The sequence below is a fragment of the Rhizohabitans arisaemae genome (assembly GCF_025996515.1).
Taxonomy (GTDB): Bacteria; Actinomycetota; Actinomycetes; order Streptosporangiales; family Streptosporangiaceae; genus Rhizohabitans; species Rhizohabitans arisaemae.
In genome coordinates this window covers 715,446-732,319 of sequence record NZ_BLRH01000034.1, presented here as the reverse complement: position 1 = coordinate 732,319, position 16,874 = coordinate 715,446, and the positions used below count along the sequence as shown (strand labels likewise).

The 16,874-nt window shown below is 69.8% G+C and carries 12 protein-coding genes; 10 read left to right on the top strand and 2 right to left on the bottom strand.

The window, feature by feature from the left end; translation table 11 throughout:
- The first annotated feature begins 17 nt into the window (after positions 1 to 17).
- The 10 genes from RUR_RS18895 to RUR_RS18850 all read left to right on the top strand — a co-directional run bounded on the left by RUR_RS18895 (position 18) and on the right by RUR_RS18850 (position 13,925).
- Positions 18 to 1,577: a gamma-glutamyltransferase gene (locus RUR_RS18895; protein WP_283136406.1), complete on the top strand. Its 1,560-nt coding sequence runs from the start codon at positions 18 to 20 to the stop codon at positions 1,575 to 1,577.
- A 40-nt stretch (positions 1,578 to 1,617) separates the two neighbouring features.
- On the top strand, positions 1,618 to 2,310 hold the full coding sequence (locus RUR_RS18890) for a pyridoxamine 5'-phosphate oxidase family protein (protein ID WP_283136405.1): 693 nt from the start codon (positions 1,618 to 1,620) through the stop codon (positions 2,308 to 2,310).
- 140 nt (positions 2,311 to 2,450) lie between these two features.
- Complete coding sequence (locus RUR_RS18885) at positions 2,451 to 3,599, top strand: dipeptidase (protein ID WP_283136404.1); 1,149 nt, start codon at positions 2,451 to 2,453, stop codon at positions 3,597 to 3,599.
- A gap of 117 nt (positions 3,600 to 3,716) precedes the next feature.
- The gene (locus tag RUR_RS18880; protein WP_428847006.1) at positions 3,717 to 6,008 is read left to right on the top strand and encodes a S9 family peptidase; all 2,292 of its coding nucleotides are present in this window, start codon (positions 3,717 to 3,719) and stop codon (positions 6,006 to 6,008) included.
- A gap of 366 nt (positions 6,009 to 6,374) precedes the next feature.
- Positions 6,375 to 7,961, top strand: a complete 1,587-nt coding sequence (locus tag RUR_RS18875) for an ABC transporter substrate-binding protein (RefSeq protein ID WP_283136402.1) — start codon at positions 6,375 to 6,377, stop codon at positions 7,959 to 7,961.
- 237 nt (positions 7,962 to 8,198) lie between these two features.
- Positions 8,199 to 9,200 (top strand): ABC transporter permease, encoded by a 1,002-nt coding sequence (locus RUR_RS18870; RefSeq protein WP_283136401.1) that lies wholly within the window; start codon positions 8,199 to 8,201, stop codon positions 9,198 to 9,200.
- The gene (locus RUR_RS18865; RefSeq protein ID WP_283136400.1) at positions 9,201 to 11,150 is read left to right on the top strand and encodes a dipeptide/oligopeptide/nickel ABC transporter permease/ATP-binding protein; all 1,950 of its coding nucleotides are present in this window, start codon (positions 9,201 to 9,203) and stop codon (positions 11,148 to 11,150) included.
- On the top strand, positions 11,147 to 12,121 hold the full coding sequence (locus tag RUR_RS18860) for an ABC transporter ATP-binding protein (RefSeq protein ID WP_283136399.1): 975 nt from the start codon (positions 11,147 to 11,149) through the stop codon (positions 12,119 to 12,121). The genes RUR_RS18865 and RUR_RS18860 overlap by 4 nt, the downstream gene beginning before the upstream one ends.
- A 164-nt stretch (positions 12,122 to 12,285) precedes the next feature.
- Entirely contained in the window at positions 12,286 to 12,942 is a 657-nt protein-coding gene (locus RUR_RS18855; RefSeq protein WP_283136398.1) for an isochorismatase family protein, read from the top strand.
- Positions 12,943 to 13,025: 83 nt separating this feature from the next.
- Positions 13,026 to 13,925, top strand: a complete 900-nt coding sequence (locus tag RUR_RS18850; RefSeq protein WP_283136397.1) for a pentapeptide repeat-containing protein — start codon at positions 13,026 to 13,028, stop codon at positions 13,923 to 13,925.
- A gap of 248 nt (positions 13,926 to 14,173) precedes the next feature.
- Here the strand turns inward: RUR_RS18850 and RUR_RS18845 are convergent, their stop codons facing one another.
- Positions 14,174 to 15,715 (bottom strand): MFS transporter, encoded by a 1,542-nt coding sequence (locus tag RUR_RS18845; protein WP_283136396.1) that lies wholly within the window; start codon positions 15,713 to 15,715, stop codon positions 14,174 to 14,176.
- 173 nt (positions 15,716 to 15,888) lie between these two features.
- The gene (locus RUR_RS18840; RefSeq protein ID WP_283136395.1) at positions 15,889 to 16,851 is read right to left on the bottom strand and encodes an NAD(P)-dependent alcohol dehydrogenase; all 963 of its coding nucleotides are present in this window, start codon (positions 16,849 to 16,851) and stop codon (positions 15,889 to 15,891) included.
- Positions 16,852 to 16,874 lie beyond the last annotated feature (23 nt).

The following is a 16,874-nucleotide window of genomic DNA, read 5'->3' as shown; positions in this document are numbered from 1 at the left end:
GAGGGTGAGGAGATCGGATGAGTGAGGTCCCGGCGCGGCCGTCGCGGCCGGATCCGGCGCAGGTGTCGGCGGTGGGCCGTGGTGCGATGATCTCGACGTCGCATCCGGCGGCGTCGGCGGCGGGGGTGGCCGCGTTGCGTGCGGGTGGCAGTGCGGTGGACGCCTATCTGGCGGCGGCCGCGGTGCAGACCGTGGTCGAGCCCACCATGACGACCCTGGCCGGCACGATGTCGATGACGGTGTACGACCCGGCCACCGGTGAGAGCCGGTTCATCCACCACCTGGGACACGTGCCGGCCGCCGAGGACGGCGATCTGGACGAGGCGGGCCGCTGGTCGGGCCGTACCGTCGTCACCCCGGGCTGGGTGCTGGCGGCGCACACGGCCTGGTCGAAGTGGGGGCGGCTGGGCTGGGCGGAGCTGTTCACCGATGCGCTGACGGCGGCCCGGGAGGGTTTCACGGTCGATCAGCTGCTGTGGGGCTGGGCCTTTGAGTGCCGGACGGTGGCGGGCCGGTATGCGGCCGGTCGGCAGGTGTGGTTCCCGGACGGGCACATGTTCAGGGTGGGGGAGGTGCTGCGCCAGCCTGCGCTGGCCCGCACGATCGAGCAGCTGGCCGAGCAGGGTCCGTCCTATTTCTATGAGGGGGAGTTCGCCCGCCGCTATGTGGAGACAGCCCGGGCGGCCGGGGGCCGGATCACCCTGGACGACATGGCCGCGGGGTCGGCCCACGACACCGCGCTGCCGGTGCTGCCGGTGGCCGGGGGTTACGAGCTGCACACCACCGGGTCGTTGTACGCGTTGATGCTGAGCATGGCCGGAATCGGCGGTCTGGGGCGGCGGGGTCGGCCCGATGAGGATCCCGAGAGCCTGTACTTGCTGATGCGCATCGTCGAGGAAGCCTGGCACCACGGCCTCACCTTCAACAACGGCGCCTTCCGGCTGCCGCACAGGGAGGAGATGGTCGAGGCGGTCACGCCCGAGGTCGCGGAGAAGATGTGGCGGCAGGTCGAGTCGGGGCCGCCGAGGCCGTTCGACCCGATGAACCTGGGTACCAACGCGATTGTGGCGGTCGACGAGTCCGGCATGATCGCCCATGGCGCTCACTCGGCGACGTCCACACCCTTCGGGGTCGGGCTGATGGTCGACGGCGTGATCGTGCCACGCCCGATGTTCCTCTGCGCCGACCCGGTGATCCCTGTGCCCGTCGGATGGGCCACGTCGATGCTGGCGGTACGGGACGGCCGTCCGGTGTTCGCGGCGGCCTCGCCCAGCATCTCGGCGCTGCAGAACGTGCTGCAGAACTCGGTGAACGTCCTGGAGCGGGGCATGGATCCGGCCGAGTCGGTGTGGCAGCCGATGTTCGGGGCCTCCGGCTATCCCAGCCGGCGGCCGATGGTGGAGTCGACCATGGGCGAGCACGTGCTCGCCGAGGTGGAGCGCCGCGGCATCGGAATCACCCGGGTGTCGCCGTGGGAGCCGGAGCTGGGCAGCTGCCAGGCCGTGCACATCCGTCCCGACGGGACCCTGCACGGGGTCGCCGACCCCCGCCGCCTCGGCCGGGCCGCCGGCTACTGACATCAACGCGTACCCGAAGAACGAACGAGAGGGAGACATCGTGGTGTCCGCTGACGCGATCAACGATGGAAAGCCGGGACCGGCGAGCGACCGGGTCAAGGTCCGGCGACGCGCGATGCGTGGATCGTACGACCCCGAACTGGTCCATGCGATTCTCGACGAGGCGTTCATGTGCCATGTCGCCTTCGTGGACGACGGCGGGCCCGTGGTGCTGCCCACGCTGCACGTGCGCCGGGACGACGTGCTCTACATCCACGGCTCGCCCGCCAACCGGATGATCAAACGGGTGAGCGAAGGCGTCCCCGTCTGCGTGGAGGCGACCATCCTCGACTCGCTGACGCTCAGCCGCGCCGTGGCCCAGAACTCGGTGAACTACCGCTCGGTGGTCGCGTTCGGCAGCGGGAGTGAGGTGCTCGACCCGGTGCTCAAGCGGGAGGTCATGCTGGAGCTCATCGACCGGGTCGTCCCGGGCCGCCTCGACCGGCTGCGCCCGATGACCGAGAAGGAGCTCCGAGGCGTACGCGTCATCGCCGTCGAGCTGAGCGAGTACTCCGCCAAGGTGCGCACCGGGCCGCCCACCGACCACGCGTCCGACTACGACTGGCCGGTGTGGGCAGGCGAGGTGCCCCTGCGAATCGTGCCCGGAACCCCCATACCCGATCCGGCCCTCCCGGCGGACACGGCCGTGCCGGAGCACGTGCTCTCCTGGGGCAGCGATCGTCGTGGGGTCTGAGGCCGGATGCCGCCGGACGGCCCGTTCATCGGATGCAGCGATCGGGCGGCTCAATCTCCACATCGTGTCGGAGAACGGCGGCGACGCCGCTGCCTACCATCGCGGAACAACGGGAATCCGGCACTGTCGAAAGGCATGTCATGCATAGCTACGGGACGTTCGACTTCGGGCTGACCGAGGGGCAGGAGGCCCGGGCGGCGCGCCTGCACAAGGACAGCATCGTCATCGACCTGCTGTTTCAGGGGCCGTGTTCACCGGATGTCTGGACCGACGAGCTGGTCGCGGAGTTGGAGGCGCTCGGCTCGGACGACCTCTTCACGGTGGCGTTCTTCCTGCGGGAGAAGGCCATCGCGGGGGAGTTCCCCCAGTACCGGGAGCTGTTCGAGGCTTCGGGCGTGACGACCGGGATCACCGGGGGCTACATCCTCCAGGACAAGGATTCGATCCTTACCGCCGCTCACCGGTTCGCCCGGTTGCTGGACGCGTTCCCCTGGATGCGCCGCGCCCGTACGGCCGGGGACATCCGCGCCGCGCATGAGGTCGGCGAGACGGCGGTCTGGGGCCTGGTCCAGAGCAACCAGCTGCGGCCCGGCGATCTCGATCTGATCGACATCGCGCATGATCTCGGGGTGCTGAACACCCTCGACTGCGCCTACAACATCATGAACTTCGTGGGAGCGGGCTGTACCGAGCGCTACGACCCGGGCCTGAGCCACTTCGGCCTGCAGTTCGTCCGCCGGTGCAACGACGTGGGCGTCATCGTGGACACCGCGCACACCGGCCGGCAGACCACCCTGGACGTCTGCGCCACCTCGTCGCAACCGGTCATCGCCACCCATACCTCCGCCGACGCGGTTTTCCACCATGACCGGGCCAAGAGCGACGACGAGCTCCGGGCGATCGCCGGCACCGGCGGTGTCATCGGGGTGTACGTCGTCCCCTTCTTCCTGGCCACCCCCGATACGGTCAACCCCACGATCGAGCTGTTCTTCGATCACGTCGACTACATCGCCGACCTGGTCGGCTGGGAGCATGTGGCGGTCGGCACCGACTGGCCGCTGGCGCTGCCCACGCACATCATGCAGCGGTCCTTCGGCAACAAGCAGGGCGATTTCGGCTTCCGCCCCGAGCACAACATCGACGTGAGCCTTAACCTCGACGGGTTTCGCGACTACCGGGACATGATCAACGTCACCCGGGGTCTCGTCGCCCGCAACTACAGCGACAAGCAGATCCACGGCGTTCTCGGCGAGAACTTTCTCCGTGTCTTCGAGCAGGTCAACGGCTGAAAGCTCCGGTGGCCGGAGTGATGGGGCCGACGGCGGTGGGCGACACACCTGTTGCGCGGTCGGTTCGGGGGAGCAGCATCGGACTTTCTTCACAGAATCATGTAAATAGGAGGAATGGTGTCATTGGCGCAGCAGATGGATGCGGCGACCTACCAACGTGCGGAACGGCTCCTTGTGCACAACCGGTCCACGCTGGTGGCCGGGGGGAAGGTCGCCCCTCGATGGATCGGCGAGGGTTCCCGCTTCTGGTATCGCGTCGAGGGTCCCGCGGGTCACCGGTTCGTCCACGTCGATCCGGCCGTCGGCACCCGTGAGCCCGCCTTCGATCACGAGCGGCTGGCGAAGGCGCTGGAAGAGGCCTCCGGTTCCCCCGCCCACGCCGAGGCGCTGCCGTTCGGCGGGATCGAGGTGACCGCCGAAGCCGTGGAATTCGACGCCTTCGACACCCACTGGCGGTGTTCGCTCGACACCTACGCGTGCGAGAAGGTGGAGGGGCACCAGCCGCCGAACATGCTGGAGGTTCCGTCTCCGGACGGGAGATGGGCCGTCTTCCGGCAGGGGTACGACCTGTGGATTCGCTCCCTCGACACCGGTGAGGCGAAGCCGCTCACCTCCGACGGCACCGCCGACCACGCCTACGGCACCCAGCCCGACAGCCTGACCTACGGGCAGCTGCTGCGGAAGCTCGGGGCGCCGACCCTGCCTCCGCTCGTGGTGTGGTCGCCGGACTCACGCCGGGTGATCACCCACCGTCTCGACCAGCGAGGGGTGCGGCAGTCCCATCTGGTGGAGTCCGTCCCACCGGACGGCGGCAGGCCGGTGGTGCACGCGTACCACTACGCCATGCCCGGGGACGAGGTGGTGCCTCAGGGCCGGTTCGTCGTCTTCGACGTCGAGACCGGCGACGTCGTGCCGTCCCAGGGCGAGCCGCTGCTGATGTCCATGATCTCGCCCATCCTGTTCAAGCGGGTGTGGTGGGCGCAGGACGGCTCAGCCGTCCACTACCTCGACCAGCCGCGCGACCTGAAGACGCTGCGGCTCGATCGCCTCGACGCGGTCACCGGAGAGGTGCGCACGCTGATGCAGGAGAGCGGTGAACCCCGCGTCGAGCCGGGGCAGGTCATGGGCCAGACGATCCTGCGCGTGCTGCCGAGCGGGCGCGAGGTGCTCTGGTACTCCCAGCGTGACGGCTGGGGGCACCTCTACCTGTACGACCTGCGGTCCGGTGAGCTGATCGGGCAGGTCACCGCGGGGGAATGGGCGGTCCAGCAGATCCTGCGCGTCGACGAGGACGAGCGGGTGGTCTACTTCACCGCCACCGGACTGGTGGCCGAGGATCCGTACCGCCGCCAGGTCTGCCGCGTCGGCCTGGACGGTACGGGCTTCGCCCGCCTGATCGACGACGACCTCGACCACGCCGTGACCGTACCGGCGAACGAGGAGTACTACCTCGACTCCGCGTCGACGGTCGGCACGCCCCCGGTGACGAGCGTCCGCGGGTGGGACGGAGCGGTACTCGTCGAGCTGGAGCGGGCCGACGTCACGGCCCTGCTGGCGACCGGGTGGACGCCCCGTGAACAGTTCACCGTCAAAGCGGCCGACGGCGTGACCGACATCCACGGTGTGCTGCACCTGCCCCACGACTTCGACCCGGAGCGACGGTACCCGGTCTTGGACAGCCCCTATCCCGGCCCGCAGAAGGGTCGGTTGGAGCCCTCGTTCGACGGTGAGCCGCGCCGGGACTGCGAGGCCGACGCGCTCGCCGCACTCGGTTTCGTCGTCTTCCAGGTCGACGGCCGGGGCCTGCCGGGGCGGAGCAAGGCGTTCCACGACCACGCCTACGGCCGGTACGACACCGCGGGGTTCCTGGAGGACCATCTCGCGGCGCTCCGGCAGCTCGCCGCCACCCGCCCCTGGCTGGACCTCGACCGGGTCGGCGTCTACGGTGATTCCGGCGGCGGGTACGCCACCATGCGGGCGATGTGCGCGTTTCCCGATTTCTACAAGGTGGGCGTCTCCGGGTGCGGCAACCACGACCAGCGGATCTACCACCTGGCGTGGGGTGAGACCTACGACGGGCCGCTTGACGAGGAGACCTACATCCGCTCCTCGAACGTGGAGATCGCCGATCGGCTCCAGGGCAAGCTGCTGCTGATCCACGGGGAGATGGACGACAACGTGCATCCCCACCAGACCCTGCGACTCGTCGATCGGCTGATCGCGGCCAACAAGGACTTCGACCTGCTCATCGTCCCCGGCGCCGAGCACCTCTTCTTCGGCTACGAGGCCTACGTCATCAGGCGCCGCTGGGATTTCCTGGTCCGGCATCTGCTGGGCGTCGAGCCGCCTGCGGGCTATCGGATCGCCGACGTCCCCCTCAACCCGAACGTCCTCGCGGCGTTGGGCTGACCGCCGAGGCCGTCGCCGGCCCGGGTCCGGCTCCGCTCCGCCGCGTCGACGGTCTCGGCGGTGCGGGCCACGCGGCACCGGTCCGGCGGGGGTGAGGCCGGATGATCCGGCGCGGGACGGCGCCGTCACCGGGCCGGTTCCCGGTGGCGGCGCAATCGTTCAACAAGGTGCTGTGTGATCACAGGGATGTTTGCGACGTATGTCGTTGGAGTCCAACAGAACCCTGTAGCAGGCTGTTTGTAGTGAATGCACCGATGTGGGTGTTATGTGTGGGACGTGGGTCTTCAGCCTCGGGGGCCGGCCACCCGCACACGGTGTCTCCGTCGCTCGGCCACTCCCAGCCGGGCAAGCTTCGATTGGAGCATCATGCGCAGACTTTTCCGCGCGCTCATCGCCATAACCGCAACCACCGGGCTGGTCACGGCCTGCGGTGGCGGCGGCGAGGCGAACGACAACGCCACCACAACCGGCGGCACGTTCACCATGGCCCAGCCCGGCGACCCCGGTGTCGTGGACCCGTACCGAAACGTGATCAGCCTCGAGGTGTCGGCCTTGGCCTACGACGGCCTGGTCAATGTGACTCCGGACCGCAAGGTCGTCTCCGGGCTCGCCGAGACGTGGCAGACCGAGGCGGACAGCACGACGTTCACCCTCAAGGCCGGGATCACCTGCTCCGACGGTACCTCGCTGACCGCGAGCCAGGTCGCCGCCGCGCTCGAATTCGTCAAGGATCCGAAGAACGGTTCGACGCTCTACGGATTGCTGGTGCCGACCATTCCGTTCACCGTAAAAGCGGACGACTCCGCGCGCACGGTGACGGTGACCATGGAGAAACCGTTCGGATTCGTACTGGAGACCATCGGCAGGGTGCCGATCGTGTGCGCCAAGGGGATGGCCGATCCCGCGATGCTCAAGAACGCCTCATCGGGCACCGGGCCCTTCACGCTGAGTGAGGTGGTACCCGGTGACCACTACACGTTCACCGTACGCAAGGGATACACCTGGGGTCCGAACGGGGCGAGTACCGATGCGCCGGGCACTCCGTCCAAGGTGGTGATCCAGGTGGTCGCCAATGAGACGACCGCGGCCAACCTGCTGCTTTCCGGCGACGTCAACCTGGCCAGGATCAGCGGCGCGGACCAGGATCGGATGACCGCGCAGAACCTGAAGTACATGGCCATCACCAGCAGGAGCGGCGAACTGTGGTTCAACCAGCGCGACAAGCGCCCCGGCTCCGAAGCACCGGTAAGAAAGGCACTCACGGCGGCTTTGAATCTCGACGAGCTGGCGAGGGTCTCCACCTCGGGTAAGGGGAAAAGGCCGACCGCGATCGTGGGAAGCGACCCGAAGCCGTGCGGCGCGGACACGCTCACCGGCCGGCTTCCCGCGCATGACCCGGCCAAGGCGGCCTCGTTGCTCGACGAAGCCGGCTGGACCGTCGGGGCGGACGGCGTACGCGGCAAGAACGGCAAGCCGCTCCGGATGGACCTGCACTACTCTGCCGGCGGTGAGGGGGGTCCGGCCACGGCGGAACTCGTCGCCAAGCAGTGGAAAGCGGTGGGCGTGGAGGTCAAGCTCACCGCCGACGATTCCAAGGCCCTCAGCCGCGCCATGTTCGAGACCGGTGACTTCGACGCCTTCCTGGTCGGTTTGCGGTTCACCATGCCCTACCAGGTGGTCCCGTTCGTCAGCGGACAGGTGCCTCCGAAGGGGCAGAACTTCACCGGCGTCGACAACGCCGACTACCAGCGGCTGTCCACCGAGGCAGTCCGCACCTCCGGTGACGCGGGCTGCGCGCTGTGGAACGAGGCCGAGCAGGCACTGTTCGGCAACGTGGATCTGGTGCCGTTCGCCGACCTGGAGGTGCCGTTCTTCCTGAGCGGGGCCGAGGCCCAGACCGACGGATGGCTGCAGATGCCCATTCCGACCAGCATCCGCCTGCGGTCCTCCTGACGCGATGGGTGAACCCTTCACGTTCAGTTCCACGGTCGGCGCGGTGTGCGCCCGGCTCACACTGTGCCGGCCGGGGCCGAGCATCGTGCCAGGGTTCCGGGCGCCCGGCACAAATGATCGGCGACGTCGCATGCCTGCCCGCCTGCGACCCGGCGTGACCACCGTGCCGAGAACCTCGGGGTCACCGGGGGCGCGGTGCCCGGAGGTTCACATACGGCTCGACGGAGGGACTCCCCGGTGATCGATGGTGTGGACAGGCCGGTGCCCCCGGGGTTGCTGAACCGGCTTCGGGGCGCCCCATGGGTGTCGTTCGCCCTGCGCAGATCCTGGCGGTTCGTCGTGTCGCTGGGGCTGCTCGTCACCGCGTCGTTCCTGATGATCCACCTGGTTCCGGGCGATCCGGTGCGGGGAGCACTGGGCATGACGGCCCCGGTGGAGCTGGTGAACGAGCGCCGGGAGGCGCTGGGGCTGAACGACCCGCTCTGGGAGCAGTACGGGAACCACCTGAAAGGGCTGTTCACCGGCGACCTCGGAAGCTCGATCGTGAACGACGCCCCGGTGACCCAGGTGATCGGGGACCGGCTGCCGGAGACGCTTAAGCTTGCGCTGCTGGCGTTCGTCCCGATCGTCGTGGTGGCGATCCCGGTGGGTGTCCTGATGGCGGCGCTCACCCGGGGCGGACGCCGGCGGAGCGGCGAGCTGGCGTTCACGTCGACGAGCGTGCTGCTGGCGGCGATCCCGGAGTTCCTGTTCGCGGTCGGGCTGGTGTACGTGTTCGCGGTGAAACTCGGCTGGTTCCCGGTCGCCCGGCGCGTCGACGCCTCGTCCTATGTACTGCCGGTGCTGGCACTGGCGGTCGGCCCGGCCGCGGTGCTCGCGCGGATCGTGCGGGTGGAGATGTTGTCGGTCCTCGGCGACGACTACATCCGTACGGCGCGGGCCAGGCGGCTGCCGCCATGGCTGGTGTACGCGCGGCACGCGCTGCCGAACGCGCTGACGACGACGTTGACGCTGGGCGGAATGATGCTGACGGGCCTGATCGCGGGGACCGTTCTGGTGGAGAACGTGTTCGCCTGGCCGGGGCTGGGGTCGACGATCGTGCAGTCGATCCTGCAGAAGGACTACCCGATGGTGCAGGGCATCGTGCTGGTGTACGGCATCGCGGTACTTCTCGTGAACCTGACGATCGACGTGCTGCTGGCATTGCTCGATCCGCGTTCGACTATCCGGGAGAGCTGAATGTCCAGACGTCGGGTGAAATGGCTGGCGGTGTTCCGCACCCCGGTCGGGGCCTCTTCCGCGGTACTGCTGGCCCTCATGTTCGCATTGGCGGTCTTCGGACCGATCCTGTGGGGCGAGGCGGCGTCCGAGTTCGACACAGGCGCCATTCAGCAGGGGCCTTCGGCCGAGCACCTGCTCGGCACGGACCAGCTGGGCCGGGACATCTTCCACCGGGTGCTGGTCGCGACCCGGTTGTCTCTTGAGCTGGCGCTGCTCTCCACGGCGATCGGGCTGGTGATCGGCACGATCCTCGGCACGGCCCCGACGGTCCTCCCGCGCCGGCTGGGACGGACGGTGACCGCGGCGGTGAACATCGCCGTGGCCATCCCGGGATTGCTGCTGGCGCTGTTCTTCGCGGTGATCTTCGGAGTGGGGACGTCCGGCGCGGTGCTGGCCATCGCGCTCGCCGGGGCTCCGTCGTTCGCCCGTTTGACGCAGACGCTGGCCGCGTCGGTGGCGGGCCGGGACTTCGTGTCCGCGGCGCGGGTGGCCGGGGTGGGGAGGGTGCGGCTGCTGACGCGGCACATCCTGCCCAACATCGGTGAGCCGCTGGTGGTGAGCGGGACCATCGGCGCCGGCAACGCGCTGCTGGCCTTCGCCGGCCTCTCGTTTCTCGGTATCGGTGTTCAGGCACCGGACTACGACTGGGGCCGGCTGCTCAGCGAGGGCCTCGACCGCATCTACATCAACCCGGGCGCGGCACTCGCCCCCGGCATCGCGGTGGTGATCGCCGGGCTGGCGTTCAACCTGTTCGGTGAGACCGTGGCCGCGGTCGTCGGGGTACGCACCCCGTCAAGGAAGACCGGTCCGCGCCCGGCACCGGTCACCCGTGACGCCGCAGCCGTGGACAGCGGGCCCGGCGAGCCGATCCTGGCGGTGGAGAACCTGCGGGTCGCGTTCCCCGGCCGGTCGGGGTGGACGACACCGGTACGCGGGGTGGGCTTCACCGTGCATCCCGGCGAGTCGGTGGGCGTGGTCGGTGAATCCGGATCGGGGAAGAGTCTGACCGCGCTGGCCCTGTCCCGGTTGATCGAGACCCCCGGCGTGGTGAGCGCGGACCGATTGGAGTTCGCCGGGACCCCACTGCTGACCACCTCGGAGCGGGAGCTGCGCACCTTGCTGGGAACGTCGATGGCGATGGTGTTTCAGGACCCGATGACCTCGTTCAACCCGACCATGCGCGTCGGACGGCAGTTGGCCGAGGTATCCCGCCATCACCAGGGACTGCCGCGGCGTGCCGCGTTCGCCCGTGCGGTGGACCGGCTGCGTGCGGTACGGGTGCCGGGCGCGGAGCGGCGGGCCCGGCAGTATCCGCATGAGTTCTCCGGGGGTATGCGGCAGCGCGCGATGATCGGCATGGGGCTGATGGGCGATCCGCGGCTGGTGATCGCCGACGAGCCCACCACGGCGCTGGACGTCACCGTGCAGCGGCAGGTGCTACGGCTCCTGGCGGAGGTGCGGGCCGCGAAGCGCGCCGCGATCCTGCTGATCAGCCATGACATCACGGTCGTCGCCCAGACGTGTGACCGGATCCTGGTCATGTACGCGGGGCGGATCGTGGAGGACCTGCCCACCGGGGACCTGTTCACCGCGCCGCGCCATCCCTACACGCGTGCCCTGCTCGCGGCGGTGCCGGATATGGAGACCGACCGGGATCGGGAGCTGGCCGTCATCCCCGGCCGCCCGCCCGAGCCGGATCGGATGCCGGTCGGCTGCGCGTTCGCCCCGCGTTGCCCGGTCGCCGACGACCGCTGCCGGGAAGAGGATCCGGTGCTGGGCCGTATCGCGAACGCACACCGGGTCGCCTGCTGGCACCCGGCCGACGCGGAGCCGCCCCGGGTGACCGCCCTGGTGTCGGCGGAACACGACCGGGCGGCCACCGTCAATCCCGCTGGAGGTGGAGCATGAGCGAGTTGGTCTTCGACGGGGTGAGCGTGCGGTACGGCAACCGGCGCAAAGGGCTCACCGCGGTCGACCGGGTCAGCCTGACCGTGCCGGCCGGGAAGACGGTCGGCCTGGTCGGCGAGTCCGGCTCCGGCAAATCCACGCTGGCCCGTGCGGCGGTCGGCCTGTCGCCGGTCAGCGCGGGACGGGTGCTGCTGAACGGCACCGACGTCCGGCGGCTGCCCCGGCGCCCGCGCCCCCTGCAGATGGTGTTCCAGGATCCGTACTCCTCGCTGAATCCGCGGATGAGCATCGGCGGCTCGATCGCCGAAGTCATGCACCTCGACGGCCGCGCCGGAGCGGCCGCCAGACGCGCCGAGGTCGTCCGGCTGCTGGAACTGGTCAATCTGGGCCCCGACTGTGCCGATGTGCTGCCCGGGCGGCTGTCGGGCGGGCAGCGTCAGCGGGTCGCCCTCGCCCGGGCGCTGGCCGGACGGCCGCAGGTGGTGATCGCCGACGAGATCACCTCGGCGCTCGACGTGTCCGTGCAGGGTGCCGTGCTCAACCTCGTCCGCGATCTGCAGCGGCGGCTGAACCTGTCCATGCTGTTCATCTCGCACAACCTGGCCGTGGTTCGCTATGTCAGCGACATCGTCGCCGTCATGTATCTGGGACGGATCGTCGAGGTCGGCCCGGTCGAGCAGGTCCTCGCCGATCCGCAGCACCCCTACACCCGCGACCTCCTCGACGCCGCGCCGACCCGGCACAGCCGGCTTACGTCCGGCGGTACGACGGAGGTCGCGGACACCGAGCCCGCCGATCCGCACCGCCCGCCGCCCGGCTGCGGCTATCACCCGCGCTGCCCGGTCGGACCTCTGGTGCGGGCCGACCGCGACGTCTGCGCGACCACCGACCCCTCCCACGGCGCCGAAGGACGTCTCCATGCCGTCGCCTGCCACTTCGGCCGTCCGGAACACCGCCACGAAACCGGGTGACGGGTGTCGCCGGTTCTCGGGACGGCTTTGGCCTGGGAGGCTATGGGATCCATTCGTAGTCAAGTGATTACTTTCGGTGAGTTCATCGAGTTCGGGATGGGTATGGGCGGAAAGCGAACAACGTTTGACGGCGGGAAATCGCCGCCACAGCTTGAGGAGCCGACATGGCCAAGGCGTATGAGTATCCGGCTCACCGGCTCTCCCCGGAGAACACCGCGATTCTGCTCGTCGACCATCAGACCGGACTCATCGTCGGTGTTCAGGACCACGACCAGAACGAGGTACGGCGGAACGCCATGGCGCTGGCCCGGGCCGGCAAGGTGTTCGAGCTGCCGGTGGTGGCCTCGACCTCGGCGGCGACCGGCCCGAATGGCCCGCTCCTTCCCGAATTGATCGCCGAGCTTCCCCCGGGGACCCCGATCGTTCACCGTGACGGTGAGGTCGACGCGTTCGACGACCCCGCCTTCGAAAAGGCGGTCCGCAAGACCGGACGCTCGAACCTGGTCATCGCAGGTGTGATCACCGATGTCTGTCTCACCTTCGCGGCCCTGTCCGCCAAGGCCAAGGGGTTCGGCGTGCACGCCGTCCTCGACGCCTCCGGCACCACCAATGTGCTGGCACGCGAGACCTCGCTGATCCGGATGCAGGACGCGGGCATCGTCGTCAACAGCACCGCGGGAGTGCTCTCCGAACTCCTGCACGACTGGAGGACCCCCGGTGGGCCCGGGACCGCCGAGATACTCGGACGCTACGCCATTCCGTTCTACGGCGCGGTCACCGCCGGTCACGGCGCGGCGATGCCGTCCGGCGCCCCGCGGTAGACCCGGCGCCGCCCGGGTGTGGTACGAGCCCCGGCCGGCCCGACCTACCCTGGAGGTCGGCGGTCCGGCCGGCCGTGTTTCCGATGCCCGAGGAGTCAGCGACCTTGTCCGATGAGCGAAGCCCCGTCGATCTGCGGGCCGACTGCGGGAACTGCTTCGGGCTGTGCTGTGTCGCGCTGCCTTTCGCCGCGTCGGCGGATTTCGCCCTCGACAAGGCGGCGGGGGAGCCCTGCGTCAATCTGCGGGAGGACTTCCGCTGCGGCATTCACGCGCGGTTGCGGGAACGGGGATTTCCCGGCTGCACGGTCTACGACTGCTTCGGCGCGGGGCAGCAGGTCTCCCAGGTCGTCTTCGGCGGCCGGGATTGGCGGGGGTCGCGGGAGACCGCGCGGCGGATGTTTCAGGTGTTTCCGGTCGTCCGGCAGCTCCACGAGCTTCTCTGGTATCTCACCCGGGCCCTCACCCTGCTCGCAGCCGCTCCGCTCCACGACGAGATCCGTCTCGCCCTGGCACGGACGGAGCACCTGGTGCACGGCGACCTCGATCCCCTCTTGGAGCTGGACGTCCCCGCGTACCGGGCGGAGGTCAACGAGCTGCTGGTCCGCGCCAGCGAACTCGCCCGGGCCGGCGTGCCGGGGCGGCGGGACCACCGGGGCGCCGACCTGATCGGAGCCCGGTTGCGCGGCGCCGATCTGCGTGGGGCCAATCTGCGGGGGAGTCACCTGATCGGGGCCGACCTCCGGCGAGCCGACCTGAGGCTCGCCGATCTCACCGGAGCCGACCTGCGAGGCGCCGACCTGTCCGGCACCGATCTCACCGGAGCCCTCTTTCTCACCCAGACCCAGCTCAACGCGGCGAGAGGCGACTCCGCCACCAGGGTTCCGGCCTTCCTGGCCCGGCCCGCACATTGGGGAGCCTCGGACCTCCCGGTCGGCCGTGCTTCCGCAAGGCCTCGCCAAGGGCGCCGTCCCCGCCGAAGGTGACCGCGGCCTCGTCCCGGCTCCTCGGTTTCCCGGCCGAAGCGAGGTCACGGTCGAGCGGGGCCGGCGCGGCTCCGGCCTCCTCGTCGGCGTCGCGAGACTCCCGTCACCCCGGGTCCGCCCGATTGGGCCGGGAGCCGGACGCATGCCGTGCCCCTCCGTTTCGCGGTTCTCCGGTGGCGACCGTGCCCGATCGCCCGCGATCGGGCAAGACGGTTGGCGGGTGCCCCCGGGCGAAGGGACGCCGGGAGTCACCCGGGGTGGACCGCCCGGGCCTGACCGGAGACGGGAGCAGGGTGGGTACGGCGAAGCAGGGCCACGATAAGGACGGCGATACCCGCGACCAGGACCGCACTGATCAACGCCGTCAGCCGGAATCCGTGCACGAACGCCTCCCGGGCCGTGGCGAGCAGTGCCGTGGCGGACCCGTCGGGGAGTGTGCCGGCCACGGTGACGGCCGCGCCGAGGCCGTCCTGCGCTGCGGAGACGGCACCCGCGTCCACGCCTGCGGGGACGGCCCCGGCCAGCCGGTCCCGGTAGACGGCGGTGATGACGCTGCCCAGCAGCGCGATGCCGAGCGCGCCGCCGAGCTGGGGAGCGGTCGAGGAGATCGCGGCCGCCGCTCCGGCACGCTCCGGCGGAGCCGATCCCACCACCATGTCGGTGGCGAGCGCCATCATCGGACCGAGCCCGGTCGAGACGACGACGGCACCGGTCACCAGCGTCGCGAGGTCACCGGATCCGGCCTGGGCGAGCACGGCGTACCCGGCGGCCGAGAGCACCAGGCCCGCGGCGACGACCGACGAGGAGCGGAACCGGCGGGCGAGCCTGGGCGCGAGCATGGACCCGGCGATGACGCCGAGCGCCGGGGGAGCCGTCCACAGGCCGGCCTCCAGCGGATTCAGGCCGTGCACCAGCTGCAGGTATTGGGCGATCGTGTAGTTCGACCCCCAGAGGACGAAGATGCCGAGGGCCAGCGTGGCCGTCGAGACGCCGAACACCCGGTTCGCGAAGAGCCGGAGGTCGACGAAGGGATCGGCGAGCCTGCGCTGACGATGCACGAACACGGCCGCCATGACGACGCCGACGAGAACCGCCAGGGCCGATGTCGTCCGTACCCCGTCCGCGGCGAGCTGCTTGAGGCCGTACACCGTGGGAAGCACGGCGGCCATGGACAGCAGCGCGCTGCGGACGTCGAGGTGACCCGCGTCGGGTTTGCGGTTTTCGGGGAGGAGCATCGGCCCGAGCACCAGCAGCAGGCCCATCACCGGTACGCCGATCAGGAACGCCGACCCCCACCAGAACCGCTCCAGCAGCCAGCCGCCGACGAGCGGCCCGATCGCGGTGCCGGCCGAGACGCTCGCGACGACGATGCCGATCGCGGTCGTCCGCTGCCGCGGCTCGGTGAACATCGTCGTGGTGATGGCCAGGACGGACGGCATCAGCGTCGATCCGGCCACGCCCATCAGCGCCCGGGCGACGATCAGCGTCTCGGCGTCGGGCGCGTACGTGGCGAGCAGCGAGGCGGCACCGTACCCGGCGGCGCCGATCAGCAGGAGCCGGCGCCGCCCGATCCGGTCGCCCACAACCCCCATGGTGATCAGCGAGCCGGCGAGCAGGAAGGCGTACACGTCCACGATCCAGAGCAGCTGGGTGCTGCTCGCGGCCAGGTCCGCGCCGATGGCGGGCAACGCCAGATGGGTGACGGTCAGTTCCAGAGAGGCCAGCAGGGCGGGAAGCGCGAGGACCGCGAGTGCGATCCACTCCCTCTTTCCGGCGGGTGGATTTGTCATGCCGGCCATTCTGAAACCTCTACTTTGATAGAGGTCAACTGCCGATCGGCTTGACCGCACCCTGGGCGTGATCAGCGGATTCGCCGGGCGGGTGCCTCAACTGCTGTCGGTGTACTCGTACCCATCCCCGGAGGCCCGGCGGTGAGGCCACCGGGATTCGCACTCCTCCGGGGTCACACCGTGAGCACGACCTTGCCGCGGGCATGGTCCGCTTCCAGAAAGCGGATGGCCTCCGCGGTTTCACTGAGGGGATACCTCGCCTGGATGACCGGGGTGATCTGCCCCGACTCCACCAGCCCGGCGAGGTAGGCCAGGTCCTCGGCGTTCTGTGTCTGCACGCGCACGCTGAGCCGTTGCGAGACGAACGGCGAGGTGAGGATGGCGGCGAGCAGGCGCGGCATCGGTCCGAGGACCGGGCCGCCGGTACCGCTGCAGGGGAGGAAGATCCCCTTGGGGACGAGGATTCGGCGGATGTCGGCGAGCCGGTGATTGCCCACCAGGTCGACGACGACGTCGAAGCGGGCGGTTCCCCGGGTGACGTCCTCCCGGGTGTAGTCGATCACATGGTCGGCGCCGATCGAGCGCACCAGTTCCACGTTCCGCGTGCTGCAGACGCCGGTCACCTCCGCGCCGAGGACCTTCGCCACCTGTACGGCGAAGGTGCCGACCCCGCCGGAGGCCCCGTTGACGAGCACCGTCCGGCCCGGCCCGGCCTCGCCCCGGAGCAGCAGCAGTGCGGTGGTCGCCGCCACCGGCAGGGTGGCCGCCTGCTCGAACGTCACCCCGGCGGGTTTGGTCACCAGGTGCGACTCGGGCGCCACCACGTACTCGGCGAAGCCCCGCTGGTTCATCTCACCGAGGACCTCGTCGCCGACGCGGAATCGGGTCACCGTGCTCCCGACCGCCTCAACCGTCCCCGCGATGGCACGTCCGGGGATGTTCTTCTTGGGGCGCCCGATCCCGAATCCGAGTCGCCCGATGCGCGGTACGCCGTGGATGGCGGCCAGGTCGCCGAAGTTGATGGAGGTCGCGTGGACCCGGACGAGTACTCCGTCGTCGCCGACGGACGGCTTGTCGACCTCGGTGTACCGCAGGACCTCGGGCCCGCCGTACTTCCGGTAGACGATCGCGTGCATGGCTGCTCCTCCTGGGGGCGTGG